General features: G+C 44.2%; 18 protein-coding genes. 16 read left to right on the forward strand and 2 right to left on the reverse strand.

What is annotated here, in order from left to right:
* Nucleotides 1-123: 123 nt before the first annotated feature.
* Nucleotides 124-1,758 carry an AMP-binding protein gene (locus HDC33_RS13300; RefSeq protein WP_179393054.1) on the forward strand — a complete coding sequence of 545 codons (1,635 nt, stop codon included), beginning with the start codon at nt 124-126 and terminating at the stop codon, nt 1,756-1,758.
* 46 nt (nt 1,759-1,804) lie between these two features.
* On the opposite strand, the gene HDC33_RS13305 is transcribed toward HDC33_RS13300, so the two are convergent.
* Nucleotides 1,805-2,272, reverse strand: coding sequence for a nucleoside deaminase (locus HDC33_RS13305; protein ID WP_179393055.1), 468 nt, complete (start codon nt 2,270-2,272; stop codon nt 1,805-1,807).
* A 182-nt stretch (nt 2,273-2,454) separates the two neighbouring features.
* On the opposite strand from HDC33_RS13305, the gene putP reads away from it, so the two are divergent.
* The 3 genes from putP (at nt 2,455) to hflX (ending at nt 6,103) form a co-directional block, all read left to right on the forward strand.
* Nucleotides 2,455-3,939: a sodium/proline symporter PutP gene (gene putP, locus HDC33_RS13310; RefSeq protein WP_179393056.1), complete on the forward strand. Its 1,485-nt coding sequence runs from the start codon at nt 2,455-2,457 to the stop codon at nt 3,937-3,939.
* A 78-nt stretch (nt 3,940-4,017) separates the two neighbouring features.
* Nucleotides 4,018-4,713, forward strand: coding sequence for a VOC family protein (locus tag HDC33_RS13315; protein ID WP_218843275.1), 696 nt, complete (start codon nt 4,018-4,020; stop codon nt 4,711-4,713).
* A gap of 118 nt (nt 4,714-4,831) precedes the next feature.
* The gene (gene hflX, locus HDC33_RS13320; RefSeq protein WP_179393057.1) at nt 4,832-6,103 is read left to right on the forward strand and encodes a GTPase HflX; all 1,272 of its coding nucleotides are present in this window, start codon (nt 4,832-4,834) and stop codon (nt 6,101-6,103) included.
* Between the two features lie 99 nt (nt 6,104-6,202).
* Here hflX and HDC33_RS13325 read toward each other — a convergent pair whose 3' ends face one another.
* Entirely contained in the window at nt 6,203-7,921 is a 1,719-nt protein-coding gene (locus HDC33_RS13325) for an ABC transporter ATP-binding protein (RefSeq protein ID WP_179393058.1), read from the reverse strand.
* 222 nt (nt 7,922-8,143) lie between these two features.
* Between HDC33_RS13325 and HDC33_RS13330 the strand changes: the two genes are divergently transcribed.
* From HDC33_RS13330 to HDC33_RS13385, 12 genes are all read left to right on the forward strand, one after another.
* On the forward strand, nt 8,144-9,022 hold the full coding sequence (locus HDC33_RS13330) for a DUF6612 family protein (RefSeq protein WP_179393059.1): 879 nt from the start codon (nt 8,144-8,146) through the stop codon (nt 9,020-9,022).
* Between the two features lie 535 nt (nt 9,023-9,557).
* Nucleotides 9,558-10,508 carry an ABC transporter permease gene (locus HDC33_RS13335; RefSeq protein ID WP_179393060.1) on the forward strand — a complete coding sequence of 317 codons (951 nt, stop codon included), beginning with the start codon at nt 9,558-9,560 and terminating at the stop codon, nt 10,506-10,508.
* Entirely contained in the window at nt 10,501-11,451 is a 951-nt protein-coding gene (locus HDC33_RS13340; RefSeq protein ID WP_179393061.1) for an iron chelate uptake ABC transporter family permease subunit, read from the forward strand. Before HDC33_RS13335 ends, HDC33_RS13340 begins: the two co-directional genes overlap by 8 nt.
* Entirely contained in the window at nt 11,448-12,209 is a 762-nt protein-coding gene (locus HDC33_RS13345) for an iron ABC transporter ATP-binding protein (protein ID WP_179393062.1), read from the forward strand. Before HDC33_RS13340 ends, HDC33_RS13345 begins: the two co-directional genes overlap by 4 nt.
* A gap of 86 nt (nt 12,210-12,295) precedes the next feature.
* Nucleotides 12,296-13,270 carry a siderophore ABC transporter substrate-binding protein gene (locus HDC33_RS13350; protein ID WP_179393063.1) on the forward strand — a complete coding sequence of 325 codons (975 nt, stop codon included), beginning with the start codon at nt 12,296-12,298 and terminating at the stop codon, nt 13,268-13,270.
* A 286-nt stretch (nt 13,271-13,556) separates the two neighbouring features.
* A complete protein-coding gene (zupT, locus tag HDC33_RS13355) occupies nt 13,557-14,366 on the forward strand; it encodes a zinc transporter ZupT (protein WP_179393064.1) in 810 nt (269 codons plus the stop codon).
* Nucleotides 14,367-14,448: 82 nt separating this feature from the next.
* A complete protein-coding gene (locus tag HDC33_RS13360) occupies nt 14,449-15,651 on the forward strand; it encodes an MFS transporter (protein ID WP_179393065.1) in 1,203 nt (400 codons plus the stop codon).
* A gap of 136 nt (nt 15,652-15,787) precedes the next feature.
* Nucleotides 15,788-16,435 carry a uracil-DNA glycosylase gene (locus HDC33_RS13365; RefSeq protein WP_179393066.1) on the forward strand — a complete coding sequence of 216 codons (648 nt, stop codon included), beginning with the start codon at nt 15,788-15,790 and terminating at the stop codon, nt 16,433-16,435.
* Nucleotides 16,436-16,537: 102 nt separating this feature from the next.
* On the forward strand, nt 16,538-17,506 hold the full coding sequence (locus tag HDC33_RS13370; protein WP_179393067.1) for an ABC transporter ATP-binding protein: 969 nt from the start codon (nt 16,538-16,540) through the stop codon (nt 17,504-17,506).
* Nucleotides 17,503-18,141, forward strand: a complete 639-nt coding sequence (locus HDC33_RS13375; RefSeq protein WP_179393068.1) for an ABC transporter permease — start codon at nt 17,503-17,505, stop codon at nt 18,139-18,141. Before HDC33_RS13370 ends, HDC33_RS13375 begins: the two co-directional genes overlap by 4 nt.
* Before the next feature lie 14 nt (nt 18,142-18,155).
* A complete protein-coding gene (locus HDC33_RS13380; RefSeq protein WP_255457417.1) occupies nt 18,156-19,046 on the forward strand; it encodes a glycine betaine ABC transporter substrate-binding protein in 891 nt (296 codons plus the stop codon).
* Between the two features lie 192 nt (nt 19,047-19,238).
* Nucleotides 19,239-19,832, forward strand: a complete 594-nt coding sequence (locus HDC33_RS13385) for a DNA-3-methyladenine glycosylase (RefSeq protein WP_179393070.1) — start codon at nt 19,239-19,241, stop codon at nt 19,830-19,832.
* Nucleotides 19,833-19,895 lie beyond the last annotated feature (63 nt).

A 19,895-nucleotide genomic window follows, 5' to 3' on the forward strand; every position in this document is an offset into this window, starting at 1 on the left:
ACTTTACAGTGAAGTCAATAAAGCGCCTAGGAAAAACAACTTTTACCCGAAATTAATTTTCCAACCTTCCGAATTATATGATAACATATTGATATATGATTGTTTCAGAAAAGGGGAATGGAAATGACATTATTATGTAAAACAGTGGGAGAGATTGTAAGAGAGCAGGCACAACTTCATCCTGCGCAGGAAGCGTACGTCTATCCGGAGCATGGGATTCGGAAAACATATAAGGAGTTTGACGAGGAAACGGACAAGCTTGCGAAAGCGTTTATCGGCATGGGCATCGAAAAAGGGGAAAACGTTGCCATTTGGTCCGACAACAAACGGGAGTGGTTGCTTAGCCAGTATGCAACAGGGAAGATGGGGGCAGTCCTCGTTACGGTCAATACGAATTATCAGGCTTCAGAACTGGAATATTTATTGAAACAATCAGATGCAACAACGCTTATTTTGGATGAAAGCTTTAAGGGAACCAGTTATATAGACATCATCCGTAAAGTTTGTCCTGGACTCGAGACGAGTGAAAAAGGTTCGATCACTAGTGAAAAACTTCCTCATTTCAAAAGAATCATCTTAATGACGGAACGTGAAGTGGAAGGGATGTACAAATGGTCAGAGTTCATGGCGTATGCAGATCAAGTAACGGATGATCAACTTGAAGAACAATTTCAATCGCTTGATCCCGATGATGTCATTAATATTCAATATACATCCGGCACGACCGGCTTCCCAAAAGGCGTCATGCTGACACATAACAACGTCGTCAATAACGGCAAGCAAATTGGGGATGCCATGAAATTGACAGAGCAGGATCGGGTCTGTATTCCTGTTCCCTTCTTCCACTGTTTCGGCTGTGTATTAGGCACACTTGCGGCAGTTACGCACGGTTCTGCGATGATTTTACTTGAGCAGTTTGATCCATTGCGTGTACTTCAGGCGGTGCAAGACGAAAAATGTACAGCTCTTCATGGAGTGCCTACGATGTTCATTGCGGAGTTGAACCATCCGGAATTCAAGAACTTTGATACATCTACGCTTCGCACTGGTATAATGGCTGGCTCTGTATGTCCGATTGAAGTTATGAAACGCGTTATTGAAGATATGGGAGCCAGTGAAATTACGATTTGTTATGGGCAGACAGAGGCATCACCGGTCATCACGCAAACGAAGACGGATGATCCAATCGAAAAACGTGTATCGACAGTCGGCAAGCCACATCCGAACGTTGAAGTGAAAATTATCGACCCTGTAACAGGCGAAGAAATGCCTATCGGCATACCGGGGGAACTTTGCACGCGTGGCTATAACGTAATGAAAGGGTATTACAACAATGCGGAAGCGACACGTGAAGCAATCGATGAGGAAGGTTGGCTCCATACGGGTGACATAGCTGTTATGGATTCAGACGGCTACCTCGATATAACGGGGCGCATCAAAGACATGGTCATCCGCGGCGGGGAAAACATTTACCCGAAAGAGGTCGAAGAGTTCCTGTATACACATCCGGAAATTGCGGATGTACAAGTCGTGGGCGTGCCGGATGCGAAGTATGGTGAAGAACTTATGGCATGGATTATACCGAAAAAAGGCGTGCAGTTAGATGAAGAATCAGTGCGCGAATTTTGCAAAGGAAATATTTCTCACCACAAGATTCCAAAGTATATTGAGTTCACGGATGAATTTCCGATGACCGCCTCAGGAAAAATACAGAAGTTCAAACTGCGTGAAATGTCTGCGGAAAAGTCATATCAATAACAACAAGCGTATTCCCCGATATCCCGGGGAATACGCTTGTTGTTTCTTAGCCATTGTTGACATGATTCCATTCGTGAAAAGGAGAAAGTGAATCGTCTGTCCTCATATGAATGAAAGGTATGAGCCGTTTTTCGGGTGCCTCATTCTGGTCTGCGAAAAAACCGTCTAAAGGATTTGTGAAAGCTGCGCCATTCAAAGCGTCAATCTTGCTACATGCATAGTAGATAGTTCCGACAGTTGCCCAGTAGGCAGCACCCAAACACATTGGGCACGGTTCTCCGCTTGCGTAAAGCGTGCAATCCGATAAGTCAACTGAAGCAAGAGCGGAGCAGGCTTCCCGAATCGCCAATAGTTCGGCGTGGGCTGAAGGGTCATTGTGAAGGTGAACTCTGTTTGTTCCTCTCCCTATTATTTCACCGTTTTTTACGATAATTGCTGCAAACGGTCCTCCACCTTCTTTAACATTTTGAATTGCCATATCAATAGTCATTGTCAGCCATTTTGCATGTGTCATTTAATTAAACCTCCTGTCGAAATAATGTTATTTCCCGGGAAATTTAGGATGTATAAGATAATATCGTCGTTTCCCGTCTAACTATTATATAATATTTACCATCAATGTTTTTTAAAAAACTGATTTCCATTTATCAGAAAGGTGATATGATAGAATTCATAAAAGAAAAAGGAGGATTCATCATGTCTAATGACACATATCAGTTAATTGCAATTATTATATACATGGCGGCGATGGTTTTCATTGGATGGTATGCATTCAAACGCACTTCCAACCTCACTGATTATATGCTGGGAGGACGAGCACTTGGGCCGGCTGTAACCGCTCTCAGTGCCGGAGCTGCAGATATGTCGGGCTGGCTGCTAATGGGGTTGCCGGGCGCAATCTATCTCCACGGACTGGTTGAAGCATGGATTGCTGTAGGATTGACAGTGGGTGCTTATTTGAACTGGGTGTTTGTTGCACCGCGTCTTCGCGTTTATACGCAAGTATCAAGTGACTCCATCACGATTCCCAGCTACTTGGAGAGTCGGCTGAAAGACAAATCTCGTCTTTTACGGATTGCTTCAGGTGTAATCATTCTTATATTCTTCACATTTTATGTGTCTTCAGGAATGGTTGCGGGTGGTAAGTTCTTCCTTAGCTCGTTCGGACTGAACTATCATGCAGGACTGCTGATTGTTTCTGCTGTCGTTATCTTCTATACATTGTTTGGAGGATTCTTGGCGGTTAGTTATACGGACGTTGTTCAAGGTATCGTCATGTTCTTTGCTCTCCTCCTTGTGCCAATTTTCGGTATCTTCATCACAGGAGGGTTCGCAGAAACAACGGAAAGTATTCGTGCTGTCGATCCACAATTGCTGAACTTCGTGTCAGGTGCAACATTCTTGGGTGTATTGTCAGCGGTTGCATGGGGGCTTGGTTATTTCGGTCAACCCCACATTATCGTCCGATTCATGGCTCTCAGCTCTCATAAAGAAGCGAAAAAAGCACGTCGTATCGGAATCGGCTGGATGTTCCTGAGTCTTTTCGGAGCGGTTGCTACAGCCCTCGTCGGGATTGCTTATTATCAGCAGAACACAAATGCAACACTGGTGGATGAAGAAACGGTGTTCATTGTCCTAGGGCAAATCATCTTCCATCCATTCGTCGCGGGAATCATGCTAGCAGCAGTTCTCTCAGCTGTTATGAGTACAATTTCTTCGCAACTGATTGTTTCATCTTCCGCCCTCGTCGAAGACTTGTACAAAACGTTCATGAAGAAAGACGCAACGGATAAGCATTATGTATTTTTGGGTAGAATGGCTGTTCTTGCCGTTTCGTTAATTGCCATGGTACTAGCTTGGCCGAACAATGAATCCATTTTGAGTATCGTATCGTTTGCATGGGCTGGATTTGGTGCTTCATTCGGTCCAATTATCCTTCTATCTCTTTACTGGCGCAAGCTGACAACAAAAGGCGCGTTATGGGGAATGATTGCTGGTGCAATTACAGTCATGGTCTGGGGTAATGTCGATGCCTTATCGGGTACACTTTATGAAATCGTCCCTGGTTTCCTACTCTGTCTGATTGTTGCCGTTATCGTCAGTAATATCACTTATAAACCAAATGCCGAGATTGATAAAGAATTCTCAGCAGCACTTGAAATCCTTAACGAAGATAAGTAAGTTGAAAGCCTGCAGTGTATAGACTGCAGGCTTTTCTTCTATATATTTATCACTACTATTGAAAGAAGGGATATCATAATGAAACTTGATCATGTCGTTTATTTTACGGAAAAAGAACCAGCGGAAATGGTGGAGGAGCAGCAAGTAATCGGACGTCACGCCGTAGTTGGCGGTCGCCATGAGAAATGGGGAACGCACAATGCGTTGCTTTATGCAAAAAACGCTTACGTTGAATGGTTGTCTGTGGAGAAAATGAGTATTGCCCAACAAGTGGAGCATCCGCTCACCAAGCTGTTACTTCACGATCTGGCAGAGGGCGAAGGCTGGGGCACTCTATGTTTATCTGTCGAAGGGATTGAACAATTTAAAAAGGAAGTTGAAAATAAAGGGTTCCAAACGTCAGGTGTGATGGATGCACAACGGAGAACAGCAGATGGGAAGATACGGAAGTGGAAAATGCTGTTCGTCGATCAACCCGTATCAAACGAATTGCCTTATCCGTTTTTCATCGAGTGGGAAGAATCGGAAGGAATACGTTTTGCGAATCTCCGTAATGATGGAACGCTTACCCCGCACAATGAACAGTTGGAAATAACAGAGTGTGTATTCAGTGTCAAAGATCCATTGCGAGAAACGGCTGAGTGGGCGATTTTACTGTCGCAGAAAGTTGGCAATACTAATGATATCGCCCTGCCTAATGTAGTGCTGAGATTTGTTGCACATGCTGGCGATAAGGATAGGTTGACAGATGTTGTCATTGGACAAACTGATTGACAGGTCTGATTGATCCAATAGACCGCTGAATCCGTCGCATAGCCCGTCCGCTGCCCTAAAGTTACGGCTCATATGATAGACTGGATACACTTATGGATTATCTGGAGGGAGTAGTTGTATGGAGGTTTTAGTTGAACGGGCAGTAATCGTGGGGGTCCATGAACAAATGGATCAGCACTTTGAATATGCAATGGAAGAACTGAGTAACCTCGCAAAGGCGATTGATGTTGAAGTCGTCGGAGAAGTGACACAAAACATGGAGAAACGCAATCCATCCACCTATGTTGGAAAAGGAAAAATGGAAGAGATTAAGAACTTCTACGATGAATTGGATGCCAATTTGGTCATCTTCAACGATGAACTTTCGCCCTCTCAACTCCGTAATCTAGAACGGGAACTGGATTGCAAAGTAATTGACAGGACGATGCTCATCCTTGATATTTTTGTAAGGCGCGCAAGAACGAGCGAGTCGCGTATGCAAGTTGAGCTTGCGCAATTGCAATACATGCTTCCCAGGTTGGTCGGCTTACGTGCTTCTCTTGGCAGACAGGGCGGTGGAACAGGCGGCGGTCTCCAGAACAAGGGTGCTGGTGAAACGAAACTTGAACTCGATCGCCGGAAAATCGAGGACCAGATTGCAAAACTGCGCCGCGATCTTGACCATGTAAAAGATCAGCGTGAAACGCAACGTAAGCAACGGAAGAAAAGCGGTACGCCTGTCGTCTCGATAGTCGGTTATACGAACGCGGGCAAATCGACGCTCATGAACAAGTTGTTGGCGAAGATGGATATGGAGAATGCAAAGCAAGTGTACGAAAAGGATATGTTGTTCGCAACACTCGATACATCCATACGAAAGGTGAAGCTTGAGGATAATAAGGAATTCATCTTGACTGACACTGTCGGCTTTGTTTCGAAACTTCCTCACCATCTTGTAAAAGCGTTCCGCTCGACATTAGAAGAAGCGCGCGATGCAGATCTCCTTCTCCATGTAGTAGACGTATCGAATCCCGAACACGGCTACATGATGGAAGTGACGAATGACACACTGCAAACTGTCGGTGTTGAAAATGTGGCGACACTTAACATTTATAATAAGTCAGATATGGCGGACATTTCATATCCTGCAGTGAGTGACGATAGCATCTGGATTTCTGCAAAAGCAGGAAAAGGGCTGGATGAGCTCATTGAATTAATCAAAAAAAGAGTTTTCGAACAATACATCACTTGCAAGCTGCTTATTCCATTTGACCGTGGTGATATCGTCTCTTATTTGAATAACAAGGCGAATGTCAAGAATGTGGAGTATGAAGAAGAGGGAACATTAATGACTGTGGAAATGGATGTAGCAGAGCGATCCAAAATTGAAGAATTCATTATTAGCCATTAAAAAAACAGCACCGCCTGACTAGGGATGTCAGGCGGTGCTGTTTCTTCTATATAAGAGAAAGGGGGTGGGATAATTCTAGTATGCCCGCATATTCAAAGGTTAAACCTCTTGGAACTGATTATTATGCAGACGGGCAAAAATTCCGCCTTTCCTCACAAGTTCATCGTATTTGCCATCTTCTTCGATACCGTTATCTGTAACAACGATAACCCGATCGGCATCACGGATTGTTGCTAATCGGTGAGCGATTACCAATGTCGTCCGATTTTCAGAGAGTTCGGCGAGCGACTGCTGGATAATGCGCTCGGTCTCGGTATCGAGAGCAGATGTCGCTTCATCCAAGATAAGAATCGGCGGATTTTTCAAGAACATGCGGGCGATAGCGAGACGCTGTTTCTGACCGCCCGATAGTTTTAAGCCGCGTTCACCAATTTGTGTATCATAGCCATAAGGCAGTGCAGCGATGAAATCTTCAAGATGCGCTTTGTTCGCAGCTTTGATGATTTCTTCATCCGTAGCATCCAATTTGCCATAGCCGATATTTTCTTTAATGGTCCCTGTGAATAAAAAGACATCTTGCTGAACGATTCCGATTTGCGAACGCAAGGAATGCTGCGTCATATTGCGTATATCGATGCCATCGATGGAAATAGCGCCTTCTGTGACATCGTAAAAACGCGGAATAAGTGAGCAAATCGTCGTTTTACCGGCGCCAGATGGCCCGACAAATGCGACTGTTTGTCCTGCTCGGATATTCAAATCGATGCCATCCAATACAGTTTTGTTGTCGTCGTAGTGGAAATGGACACCATCGAAGGCGATATCACCATTCAAATGTCCTATGGCCAGCGCATCCGGGTGATCTTTAATTTCTGGTTCCTGTTCAATTAAATCGCGAAACCTGCGGAATCCTGCCATCCCTTTTGGATATAGTTCTAATAGGGCGCTGATTTTATCGACAGGTTTAATGAGGACATTGACGAACAGTACAAAGCTGACGAGCTCACCGTAAGACAATTTGTCGTTGAAAGTGAACCACGCTCCAACTACAAGTACGATAAGCGTGACCAGGCGGGTCATCATGTACATGCTCGAATGGGTCCAGGCCATGACTTTATAGGCAACGAGCTTGGCTGTACGGAAATTGTCGTTGTCGACACGGAAACGGGCAATTTCGAAGTCTTCGTTCGTGAATGATTTGACAACACGGGACCCTGACACGGAATCTTCCACTCGTGCGTTGACGTCCGCGATTTTACCGTACATGTTTTGCCATGCGGCATTCATTTTAATATTACAGAATGTCACAAGGATAATCAGAAACGGCACCATGATAATTGCGATAAGTGCAAGTTCCGGATTGATGGTGTACATGATGGCAAAAGCGCCGATGAGCGTCATGATTGCGATGAAAATGTCTTCCGGTCCGTGGTGGGCAAGTTCCCCGATATCGAATAGATCATTTGTGATCCTGCTCATGATGTGACCTGTCTTGGTGTTATCGAAAAATCGGAAAGACTGTTTTTGTACATGGTTGAACAGCTGCTGCCGCATATCGGTTTCAATATTGATGCCGAGTTTATGGCCAAGATAGCTGACTACATATTGAAGGAGTGTACTTAGTAGATAAATGAGCAACAGTATACTGCTTACTACGATAATCTGCCCCCAGTTTCCCTTGGGCAGCAAGTCGTCAATGAACCACTTGACTGCGACCGGGAAAGCAAGATCGAGCAATGCTACGAAAATGGCACTCGAAAAGTCGATGACGAAAAGCCGCCTATGCGGTTTATAATACGAAAAAAACTTTTTTAACATATTATTTTATCCCCTTTAGCTTGATAATTGCTAGTATAGCTGAAATGAAGGCAGAAAACGAAATATAATTTCCGAATCCGAAATAACGGACCCTATAGTTAAATGGATTCAACTGAAAGTATAAGTATTAGTAATCAATTAATAAGAACGATGGAACCCTTTGAAAGCTAAGCCGTATGAGTAAGTGTAGAAAATATTAACAATTGAGAGGAAGCGAACAACATGAAAAACTGGATAAAGGGGTTAGCGGCAGGTGTTCTTGTTCTCGGACTGGGTGCATGCGGTAATACCGCAGAGCCGAAAACGGATTCCGAGACGGGAAAGAAGGAGGAGGTTGCGAATGAAAGTAAACTGACAGCACAAGAAGTATATGAAAAAGCAATGGCGGTTTCCAATGAACAAAAAAGTATGCATGCAAAAATGGAAATCGATCAGCTTATTAAAATGCCGAGTCAAGAATTTGAAATGGACAGCAAGATAAAAATGGAAATGGATATGGTCATGGAACCACTTTCAATGTATCAGAAGATGAATATAGACATGGGTGAACAGGGTAAGACGATAATGGAAATGTATATGACGGACGCGGGCTTCTTCATGAGCAACCCTGAGTCTGAAGACTGGATTAAATTCCCGGAAGACATGTACGAAGAAATGGTTGGTCAAATGGCCGGCGGCGCGGATCCGACACTTGACATGAATATGTTTAAAGAGTTTATAGACGACTTCAAGTTTGAACAGACGGACGATGAATATATCCTGACACTTTCCGCGTCGGGCGATAAATTCACTGAGCTGTTCAAGAAAGTCGCAACTGAAAATATGCCTGCAGGTCTAGAAATGGATGATGCGCAAGCGGAAGTGTTGGAAAATATGGAAGTGGAATCACTCGATTATGAAATCTTCATCGACAAAAAGTCGTTCTACACGACTGCGTTCAATATGAAGATGGGTATGACGATGAAGATTGAAGGCGAAGAAATGCATATCAACCAGAAAGTACACGCGGACATCAGCAAGATTAACGAAATTGACAATATAGAAGTCCCGCAAGAAATACTTGACAACGCCGTCGATATTAACGAATCGATGGGACAGTGAAATAACGGAAGCCGGTTTTCTAGTAAAGCCATTAAAAAATCACGTTTTTAATTACGTCAGTAAATCAAAATTTTAAAAGGCGACATTTCGTTCGATTTGGAACGAAATGTCGCCTTTCCTATTCATTAATTTTGTTGCGATACGTCATAAAATCCTGATTCATTTGGGCTTGACCGCAAATATAGCCATCGCACCTTAGTAGTACCCGTCTGTTTACTGTATAACCTGTAACGATGAATTAGTCTTGCTTATGGCGGGAGGCATCCCCAAGCGCCGAATCGTATATGATGGGGGATCTTTATTATGTCTATAGTGTTGTTTTTTTATTACCAATCATAACTCAAGACGGCCGATAATCTGAATAAGCAGGTGACCAAGGGTATTCTCTACTGCTCACTATTCTCATTGATAATGATTTTCAGTAAATCGTTGACAGTCGTTTCTAGCGTGCTATAATTGAATTTGCAGCTAATTGATAATTGTTTTCATTAACGTTTTCTCAATTAGTTGTAAATAATCGATATCGGGGATACCCATGAAGATACGTTACTTGATCGTCGCAGTTATCATACTTTCATTCCTGTCATTATTTGTAGGAGTGAGCCATATTACGCCAATGGGTCTGCTAGATTTCAAATCGGAAGAAACTGAAATTTTCTTGATCAGCCGTTTGCCACGCCTTGTCGCCATTCTCCTTGCAGGAGCCGGGATGAGCATCGCGGGACTTATTATGCAACAGCTGAGCCGAAACAAATTCGTTTCACCGACGACAGCAGGAACTTTGGATGCAACACGGCTTGGGATTCTGGTCTCGATGCTGTTTTTCACGAACGCATCCACGATTGAAAAGATGGTTGTCGCATTTGTATTCGCGCTTGCCGGCACGCTGCTGTTTATGCAAATCCTTGACCGCATCAAATTCAAGGATGCGATTTTCATTCCACTCGTCGGGCTGATGTTCGGTAATATATTGTCTTCTATTACGACGTTTTTCGCTTACAAAGCGAACATCATCCAAAATATGTCGGCATGGTTACAAGGTGATTTTTCGATGATTATGAAGGGGCGTTATGAACTTCTATACATAAGTATTCCTGTACTGATCGTCACTTATTTGTACGCAAACCGGTTTACGGTTGCAGGAATGGGTGAGGATTTCTCGAAAAACCTAGGGCTTGCTTATAGGCGAATCGTCAATATCGGACTTATCCTTGTTGCACTTATTACCACCACCGTCGTCTTGACGGTCGGAATGATTCCCTTCCTTGGGTTGATCATTCCGAATATCGTTTCAATCTTTAAAGGGGATCATTTACAGAAGACATTGCCACACACGGCACTGCTCGGAGCGATATTCCTGCTGATCTGCGATATTTTAGGCAGAGTGCTTATCTATCCGTATGAGATTTCTATCAGTTTGATGGTAGGCGTTATCGGCAGTGGAATCTTCCTCTATTTATTGTTTAGGAGGAAGGCCTATGCGTAACTCAACGAAACTCATCATCTTCACTGCATTGGCCGCTGTCTTCTGTCTGTTGTATCTTTTCCAAGGACTAAATGGAAGTTTCGATTATGCATTACCGCGACGCGGCATAAAAGTATTGGCGATGGCTATTACGGGCGTTGCTATTGCTTATTCGACAGTCATCTTCCAGACGATTACACATAACCGTATTTTGACACCAAGCATTATGGGGCTGGACTCACTGTATTTATTGTTGCAGACCACCATCATTTTCTTCCTCGGTTCAGGGCATGTAGCAATCGTCAATAAACATGTGAATTTCATATTATCTGTCTTTGCAATGGTTGTATTCGCGCTTATCCTCTATCGCTTTTTATTCCGGGGAGGCAAACAGCCAATTTACTTCTTGTTGCTTGTTGGAATCATTGTCGGAACATTTTTTGGAAGCATTTCGACATTTCTTCAAGTGCTCATCGATCCCAATGAATTCTTGCTCGTGCAAGATAAGATGTTTGCGAGTTTCAATAACGTAAGTGGGGAACTCGTCTGGTGGGCGCTCGGTATCGTCGTCTTCAGTCTCATTGTCGGCTGGAAATATTTCAGCGATCTCGATGTGCTATCGCTCGGGAGAGATACAGCCATTAACCTAGGCATATCCTACGATAAGGTCGTCAAGACGATGCTAGTTCTATCAGCCGTCTTAATTGCAGTCTCGACTGCGCTAGTAGGGCCAATCACGTTTTTCGGTCTAATCGTTGCGAATTTGTCCTATCAGTTTTTCAAAACTTATAAACATAGCGTCTTAATTGCTGGCGCGTCTATTATGAGTGTTATCGCTCTTGTTGGTGGACAATGGGTTGTCGAACGGGTCTTCACGTTTTCGACGACGCTCAGTGTCATCATTAATTTCATCGGCGGCATCTACTTCATCTACCTACTATTAAAGGAGAGTCGGTCTACATGATCCAAGTCCGTGAGCTATCGAAGTTTTATGGTAAAAAAGCGGTCGTCGAAAAGGTAAGTGTAAATATCCATCGTGGTAAAATCACATCCTTCATCGGGCCGAATGGTGCGGGTAAATCGACGGTCCTTTCAATGGTAAGCCGTCTGCTAGATGCAGATACGGGGGAAGTGCTCGTCGATAAAGACAATGTCAAACAAATGAAATCGAACGACTTTTCAAAAAGAGTTTCCATACTGAAGCAATCGAACTTCATGAATGTCCGTCTGACAATCCGTGAACTTGTGTCATTCGGCCGCTTCCCTCATTCGAGAGGCAGGCTGACAGCAGAAGATTTACGGCTTGTCGAGCAGGCAATGGATTACATGGATTTAATGGATATGCAACACAAATATCTGGATGAATTATCGGGTGGACAGCGCCAACGTGCATTCATTGCAATGGTTATCGCGCAGGATACGGATTATATTCTGCTGGATGAGCCACTTAATAGTCTGGATATGAAGCATTCCGTTCAGATTATGAAGATATTGAGAAGACTCGTTGATGATTTAGGAAAAACGGTTGTCATTGTTCTGCACGACATCAACTTTGCATCCGTCTATTCGGACCGGATTGTTGCTCTCAAAGAGGGGCGCGTCGTCAAAGATGGCCCGACCAATGAAATTATAACTTCCGACGCGTTGAAAGAAATCTACGATATGGATATTCCAATTAAACAGTTGGCTAATTGTCGAATATGTGTATACTTCAATTCTTAATAGGGAGGGCGTAAAGCGCTCGAACGTAAGACATCAATTTAAGTGGGAAAGTTTAAACTTACAATAAAACTAAAAGGATGGTAATGATGAAGAAAATACTAATGACAATGATGATGTTCGCATTAATGGCTGTACTTGTAGCTTGTGGATCGAAAGATAATGATGCAGCAGACGATAAAACAAATGGCGACAAAACAGAGCCAAAAGTTGAAGGAACAGAAACAGCAGAACAGATGGTAATTACGCACGAACTTGGCGATACAACAGTTGCGAAAAACCCTGAAAAAGTTGTCGTATTCGATTTTGGTATGCTTGATACTCTTGATGAGCTTGGCGTTGAAGTTGCAGGTGTCCCACAAAAGAACGTACCTTCATACTTGTCAAAATATGAGGATTCAAAGTATGAAAACGTTGGGGCACTTAAAGAACCTGATTTTGAAGCAATCCATGCAATGAAGCCGGATGTTATTTTCATCTCAGGACGTCAATCTGCAATGTACAAGGAACTAAGTGAAATTGCTCCAACGGTCTTTGTGGGAGTGGATACAACTAACTACATGGAATCATTCAAAGAAAACATGGAAATGGTTGCTGAACTCTTTGGCAAGGAAGATGAAATGAAAGCAGAACTTGCAGACATTGATGAGAGAATTGCATCGATTAATGAAAAATCAAGTAAAAGTGATGAAAAATCATTGATCATTCTTGGAAATGAAGGAAAAGTGAGTGCATACGGCCTGAATTCACGTTTCGGTATTATTCATGACGTGTTCGGTTTTAAAGCGGCTGATGAAAAACTTGAAGTATCGACGCATGGTCAAAGCATCACATTCGAATACATTCTTGAAACAAATCCAGATATTCTATTTGTTATAGACCGTGACGCAGCGGTTGGCGGCGATGCAAGTGCCAAAGATTCAATTGAAAACGATCTTGTTAAGAAAACAAGTGCTTATAAAAACGGTAAAATCATTTACTTAGATCCGGAATATTGGTACCTGTCTGGCGGCGGGCTTCAATCCGTGAAACAAATGGTTAAAGAAGTCGAAGAAGTATTGTGAAAATAACAAAAGAGCCGATCCACTGAAAAGTGGATCGGCTCTTTTGTTTTTCAAGATATTGGGTATAGTAATGGAAAGCGGGCGGATGGAAATTCATATCGAAAACAGGTCTTATACATTTATAAGTCGTGAAAAGGGTGTTTTACCTGTCTAAATGATGAAGGCTTGCTGTTGATAGACTAAAGCTTACCCTCCAATCATAATAGTTTTTTTCTTGTCATATGTTGCGTAAGGGAAACTCGTAGCATACAATAGTTCTAACTTAGAAATAGAAAGAGGATGTAGTATGGACGGAAATGTACTGTTTGCACTCGCCCTTACTCTTTTTGCAGGTCTTGCAACAGGAATCGGGAGCTTACTCGCATTTTTCACGAAAAGGACGAATACAAAGTTCCTTTCAATAGCACTCGGTTTTTCGGCAGGCGTGATGATTTACGTTTCGCTTGTTGAGATATTTGTGAAAGCGAAGGATGCGTTGGTGTTAGATCTTGGAATGACCAACGGCTATTGGGCGACAATCGCGGGTTTTTTCGGGGGTATGCTACTAATTGCATTAATCGATCGGCTGATTCCCGCGATCGGCAATCCGCATGAAGTAAAAAGTGTAGAGGACGTGGATGCCGGTCCGACAAATGCTGAATATGCGAAGCTGAAGAAAATGGGAATGTTAACGGCCCTTGCCATTGCCATACACAATTTTCCTGAGGGGATTGCGACATTCACTTCAGCATTGCAGGATCCAACGCTTGGAATCGCCATTGCCATCGCGGTTGCGATACACAACGTTCCAGAAGGGATAGCTGTTGCAATACCTATCTTTTATGCGACTGGTAATCGGAAACAAGCATTTAAACTTTCTTTTTTGTCGGGACTGGCAGAGCCAGTTGGCGCAATTGTGGCATTTCTCATTTTGATGCCCTATTTGAATGGGATTATGTTCGGCGTCATATTCGCCGCTGTTGCAGGCATTATGGTGTTCATTTCAATCGATGAATTATTACCCGCAGCGCGTGAATATGGTGAAGCACATCTGTCCGTCTATGGTTTGATGGCCGGAATGGCAGTCATGGCAGTCAGTCTTGTTCTTGTAGCATAAAAAAACGTTGTGTCTACCTGTTATATAGGGTATCATTACTGGTGTAAAGACACCACGCTATACAACGAGGGGTAGACAAATTATGAAGAAGAAACAAGGGATTTCGAGGAATAAGTTATTAGTGCTTGCAGGAACGGGCTGGATGTTTGATGCAATGGACGTCGGTATTCTTTCATTCGTCATTGCTGCATTAGCGGTGGAATGGCACTTGACGCCATCTGAGATGGGTTGGATCGGAAGTGTCAACTCAATCGGGATGGCTATCGGTGCATTCGGTTTTGGCCTGCTTGCGGACAGGGTCGGAAGGAAGAATGTGTTTATGATGACTCTCGTGTTATTTTCGGTCGCAAGTGGCTTATCAGCGCTGACGATGACACTTACTGCTTTCCTTATCCTGCGCTTTTTCGTCGGAGCGGGGCTTGGGGGGGAATTGCCTGTCGCGTCAACATTGGTATCTGAAAGTGTTGCGGCGCATGAAAGAGGACGCATCGTCGTCCTACTTGAAAGTTTCTGGGCGGCTGGTTGGCTGATTGCAGCCTTAATCGCTTATTTTATCATTCCACACTACGGTTGGCGCGTTGCATTGATTATTACAGCACTTCCTGCATTTTACGCCATTTATCTCCGAAGAAAATTACCGGATTCTCCGAAATACGAAGCAGAGGGAAAGCCGAAGCAATCTGCTGGTGAAAAGATCAGAACGATCTGGTCAAAGAAGTATGCACGGCGGACGCTTATGCTATGGATCGTCTGGTTCACAGTAGTGTTCTCGTATTACGGCATGTTCCTATGGTTGCCGAGTGTCATGGTAATGAAAGGTTTTGATTTGATTCATAGCTTCAAATATGTTCTCATCATGACGCTTGCCCAGTTGCCTGGCTACTTTACAGCCGCTTGGTTAATAGAAAGGGCAGGCCGGAAATTTGTTCTTGCAACGTATCTTTTGGGAACTGCGGCAAGCGCCTTGTTTTTCGGCAATGCGGAAACACTTCCATTGCTGCTCATTTCAGGTGCGTTATTATCTTTCTTCAACTTAGGTGCATGGGGGGCGTTATATGCGTACTCTCCGGAACAATATCCGACGGCAATCCGTGCGACAGGATCCGGAATGGCGGCTGCGGTCGGTCGGATCGGCGGTATTTTCGGCCCGCTACTTGTCGGTTCCCTTCTGGCGGCAGGCTACGGATTCGGTACTGTTTTCGGCATCTTCTGCGGAGCGATCATTATCGGTGTGTTAGCAGTCGTGTTTTTAGGAACGGAAACGAAACAACAGGAATTGGAGTGAGCAATGTGCCTGCCCTTTATTAAAGGGCAGGCACATTTTTTTATACTCAGTAGTGCCAATAATGGATGGTAGGGGCTTTTCTTTTGATGGGTATACTTGTTTTGTTAGAATGAAAAGACAAGAAAGAGGTGCTCTGATGTTCCGTATACCTGAATCGATTGCGAATCTTGGCCGAGAGCGTATTGAAGGTTTTCCTGTGGAAGGATTCATTTACGGTGAAGGTCCGAAAAAACCGAAGCTGATGCTAATCGGAGAAGCGCCAGGTGAATTCGAATTGGTCGATGGCATCCCGTTCATTGGCCGTGCCGGAAAAGAACTGATGAAATCCCTTGCGACAATCGGTCTGACGCGAGAAGATGTGTACATAACAAGTGCAGTCCGCAGCAGGCCGTATAGATGGGGGACGAAAAATAACCGCGATGGAACGAAGACTGAACGGAAATATAATCGGCCGCCGAAGATGAAAGAGATTTTGGCACATGCTCCCGTACTCGATTATGAGCTGGCGAACATTGAACCGGAACTCATCGTCACGCTCGGCAACGTCGGATTGCAGCGGTTGCTCGGCAAAGAAGCGAAAGTGACCGAACTGCATGGCCAATTGTTGAAGCGGCCGATCCAATATTTGAACGAACTGGATGATACGACATTCAACTGGACGCAGAAGTTGTATACAATCGTACCGACATTCCATCCGGCATCAATCTTTTATAGACCATCCCATAGACCTTCGCTAGAAGCGGACTGGCTAGAGATTGGTCGGATTTTACGAAGTAATGTGTGACTCCAAAGAATTGATTTTCGGACAAACGCTTGTTAAGCGTCGATATTTTAAATGAAGTGCGGCAGGATAATGATGTCGCAGATTTCGAAAGGATGGAACTTTATGATCCGCTTTGACAATGTAACAAAACGCTTTGATGATGGTACAGAGGCGTTGAAATGTGTTTCCGTGACAATCCCCGCGCATAAGTTGACGGCAATTATCGGTCCATCCGGCTGCGGAAAGACGACGCTCATGCGGATGATCAATCGGCTGGAAATTCCGACAGAAGGCGCCGTTTATATAGACGAGCTACCGATTTCCGAACGTGATGGGGTTGAGCTACGGCGCTCAATCGGCTATGTCATTCAACGAATCGGCCTCATCCCCCATATGACGATCGAAGATAATGTTGCGCTTGTTCCGGAATTGCTCGGGTGGGATAAAATGAAAATCGAAGCCCGTGTTGACGAACTGCTCGGTCTGGTGGATCTGGATCCGTCTGTATTCAAGAAGCGCTATCCGTTTGAACTGTCAGGCGGGCAGCAACAACGGGTTGGAGTGAGCCGGGCTTTGGCCAGCAATCCGAAAATCATTTTAATGGATGAGCCATTTTCAGCTCTTGATCCAATCAGCCGTGAACAGCTACAAAAGGAATTAAAAAAGCTGCAGAGGAAAATCCGAAAGACGATAGTTTTTGTAACGCATGATATGGACGAAGCACTAGCCATTGCCGATCAAATCATCATTATGCGGGAGGGGCAGATCGAGCAGATGTCTTCGCCTGCTGAACTGGTTGAAAATCAGGCGACCGATTTTGTCCGTGAATTTATCGGACAGGAACGGATTGACAGGCAACGGAACTTCGGTCAGAGGTCTATCAAGGAGTTCACCAGATTCTATGATGACACATGGAGCGGTGAAACTAGGAAAGTCGCTTCCACGCTGACAGTCGATGACGCGATAGCTGTTTTAGATGCCTATCCTACTAGCCGTTTGGCAGTTACTGAAGCTGAAGAGGTCATCGGTTACATCGGCCATCATTCACTCTTGCAGGCAGCGATGGAAAACGGGAAGTGGGTACAGTCATGAGGAACTTCATCGACACAGTGAACAGCCGTTCAGACATGATTTTTGAAGCTTTTCTCCAGCACATTTTCCTGTCTTTCGTGGCACTAGCCATCGGGATTTTCATTGCATTGCCAGCCGGGATGCTGATTGCCCGTCACCGTCGTTTTGCAGAACCAATCATCGGCGTGGCCGCCATATTACAAACGATACCGAGCCTTGCATTATTTGGATTTCTCGTACCATTAATCGGAATCGGCTCTAAAACAGCTCTTATTGCACTAATCATTTATGCGCTGTTACCGATTGTGCGAAATACATATGCAGGTCTAACAGGCGTCGATGAAGCGGTTGTAGACGCAGGGCGGGGAATGGGTATGACCCCGAATCAAATCTTGAAGAAAATTGAATTTCCGATTGCACTGCCCGTCATCATGGCAGGCATCCGGACGGCGACTGTACTGACGGTCGGTATTGCCACGCTTGCAACGTTCGTTGGAGCAGGCGGGCTTGGAGATGTCATCTACCGAGGATTGCAATCTTATAATAATGCGCTTGTCCTTGCAGGGGCGCTGCCTGTAGCATTACTCGCCATCGCTTTTGACTTTATCCTGAAATGGGTAGAGAAGAAAGTGACACCAAAAGGAGTTCGACAATGATAGGGGGAAGAAAGTTGAAAAAAGGTATTGGAATTATTCTGCTGTCCTTAACGTTGCTGCTAGGAGCATGCGGCGGTAAAGAAGAAATTGTCATTAGCGGGAAACCATGGACGGAGCAATTCATCCTGCCCCATATTTTAGGTCAATACATTGAAGCGGAAACAGATTATAAAGTGAAATACAAAGATGGTCTCGGTGAAATTGCAATTATGACGCCTGCAATTGAAAAAGGCGATATCGATCTTTATGTGGAATATACGGGATCTGGCCTAAAAGATGTTTTGAAAGAAGAATCGAAGGCGGGAGAGAGTTCTGAAAGTGTTTTGAAACGAGTTAGGAAAGGCTATGAAGATAAATTCAAAGTGACATGGCTTGAGCCGCTCGGTTTCGAAAACACCTATACACTTGCCTTCACCAAGGATAAGGAATACAAAGCGACAACCTATTCGGAGCTTGCAGCAATTTCAGAAGATGAAGAGATGGTATTCGGTGCACCGCATGCTTTCTATGAACGACAGGGTGATGGCTACGAGGATATGGTGAAAAGCTATCCATTCACATTCAAAGAAACAAAAAGCTTGGATCCGAATGTTATGTATGAAGCGGTGAAAAATGGAGATGTTGATGTTATACCGGCGTTTACAACTGACAGCCGCATCCAAATGTTTGATCTTTCGACAACGGAAGATGATTTAGGGTTCTTCCCGAAGTACGATGCAGTGCCAGTCATCCGTCAGGAAACATTGAAGAAATTTCCGAAGCTTGAAAAGGTACTAGGCAGCCTGGCAGGGAAGATTACAGAGGAAGATATGTTGAAAATGAACGCTCGCGTTGACTTGGATAAAGAGAAACCGGAAGACGTTGCAAAGGAATTCCTTCTAGAGAAAAAGTTGATTGAGAAATGAAAAGAAGCCGTTCCTGCTCATCCAGGAACGGTTTAAATTATTGCTGAAAAATTATTAAATACCGTACTGTGAATAATCTCCAACGTAGGGAATACACCTCCGGAATTCAGGTGTCCTGCGCTTTTGTTCAATACTCGGTATTGGTTCACGTGAATATAGGGAATAGTAAGTAGAAAGCGGAGGTTGATTGCCATGTATACACCCATAGACAAATCATTTTTTGAAGCGCCTGGCCTCGAACTGGCAAAAAATCTGCTGGGTCAATATATTGTTCATGAACAGGCGAGTGGTACGATTGTCGTCCGTATTGTCGAAACGGAAGCGTATCAAGGACCCGAAGACAGGGCGGCACATAGTTTTGACAATCGTCGGACGAAACGGACGGAAATCATGTTCGGAGCCCCGGGCCTTGTTTATACCTATCAAATGCATACGCATACCTTGATGAATGTTGTGGGGGGACCCATCGGCACACCCCACGCCATTCTTATCAGAGCTGCAGAACCGGTAGAAGGATTGGATTTGATGCGGGAAAATCGTGGAGATCACTTGAAAATGAAGGATTGGACGAATGGTCCTGGTAAATTATCGAAAGCAATCGGAGTGACTATGAAATATTATGGTCATCATTGGACTGAAAAACCTTTATATATTGCTGAAGGCGTCGCACCGGAAGAAATTATGGCGGGTCCCCGTGTCGGCATCGGGAATTCAGGCGAGGCGGTCCATTATCCATGGCGCTTTTTTGAGAAAGATAATCAATATGTCTCGAAATATCGACCCTAAGTTTAGTAATTATCAGGGCAGGGAATAGAAAGAGAGTATTATCAAAAAGGGAGTGTATTTTAA

Source organism: Sporosarcina sp. JAI121 (genome assembly GCF_013408665.1).
Taxonomy (GTDB): domain Bacteria; phylum Bacillota; class Bacilli; order Bacillales_A; family Planococcaceae; genus Sporosarcina.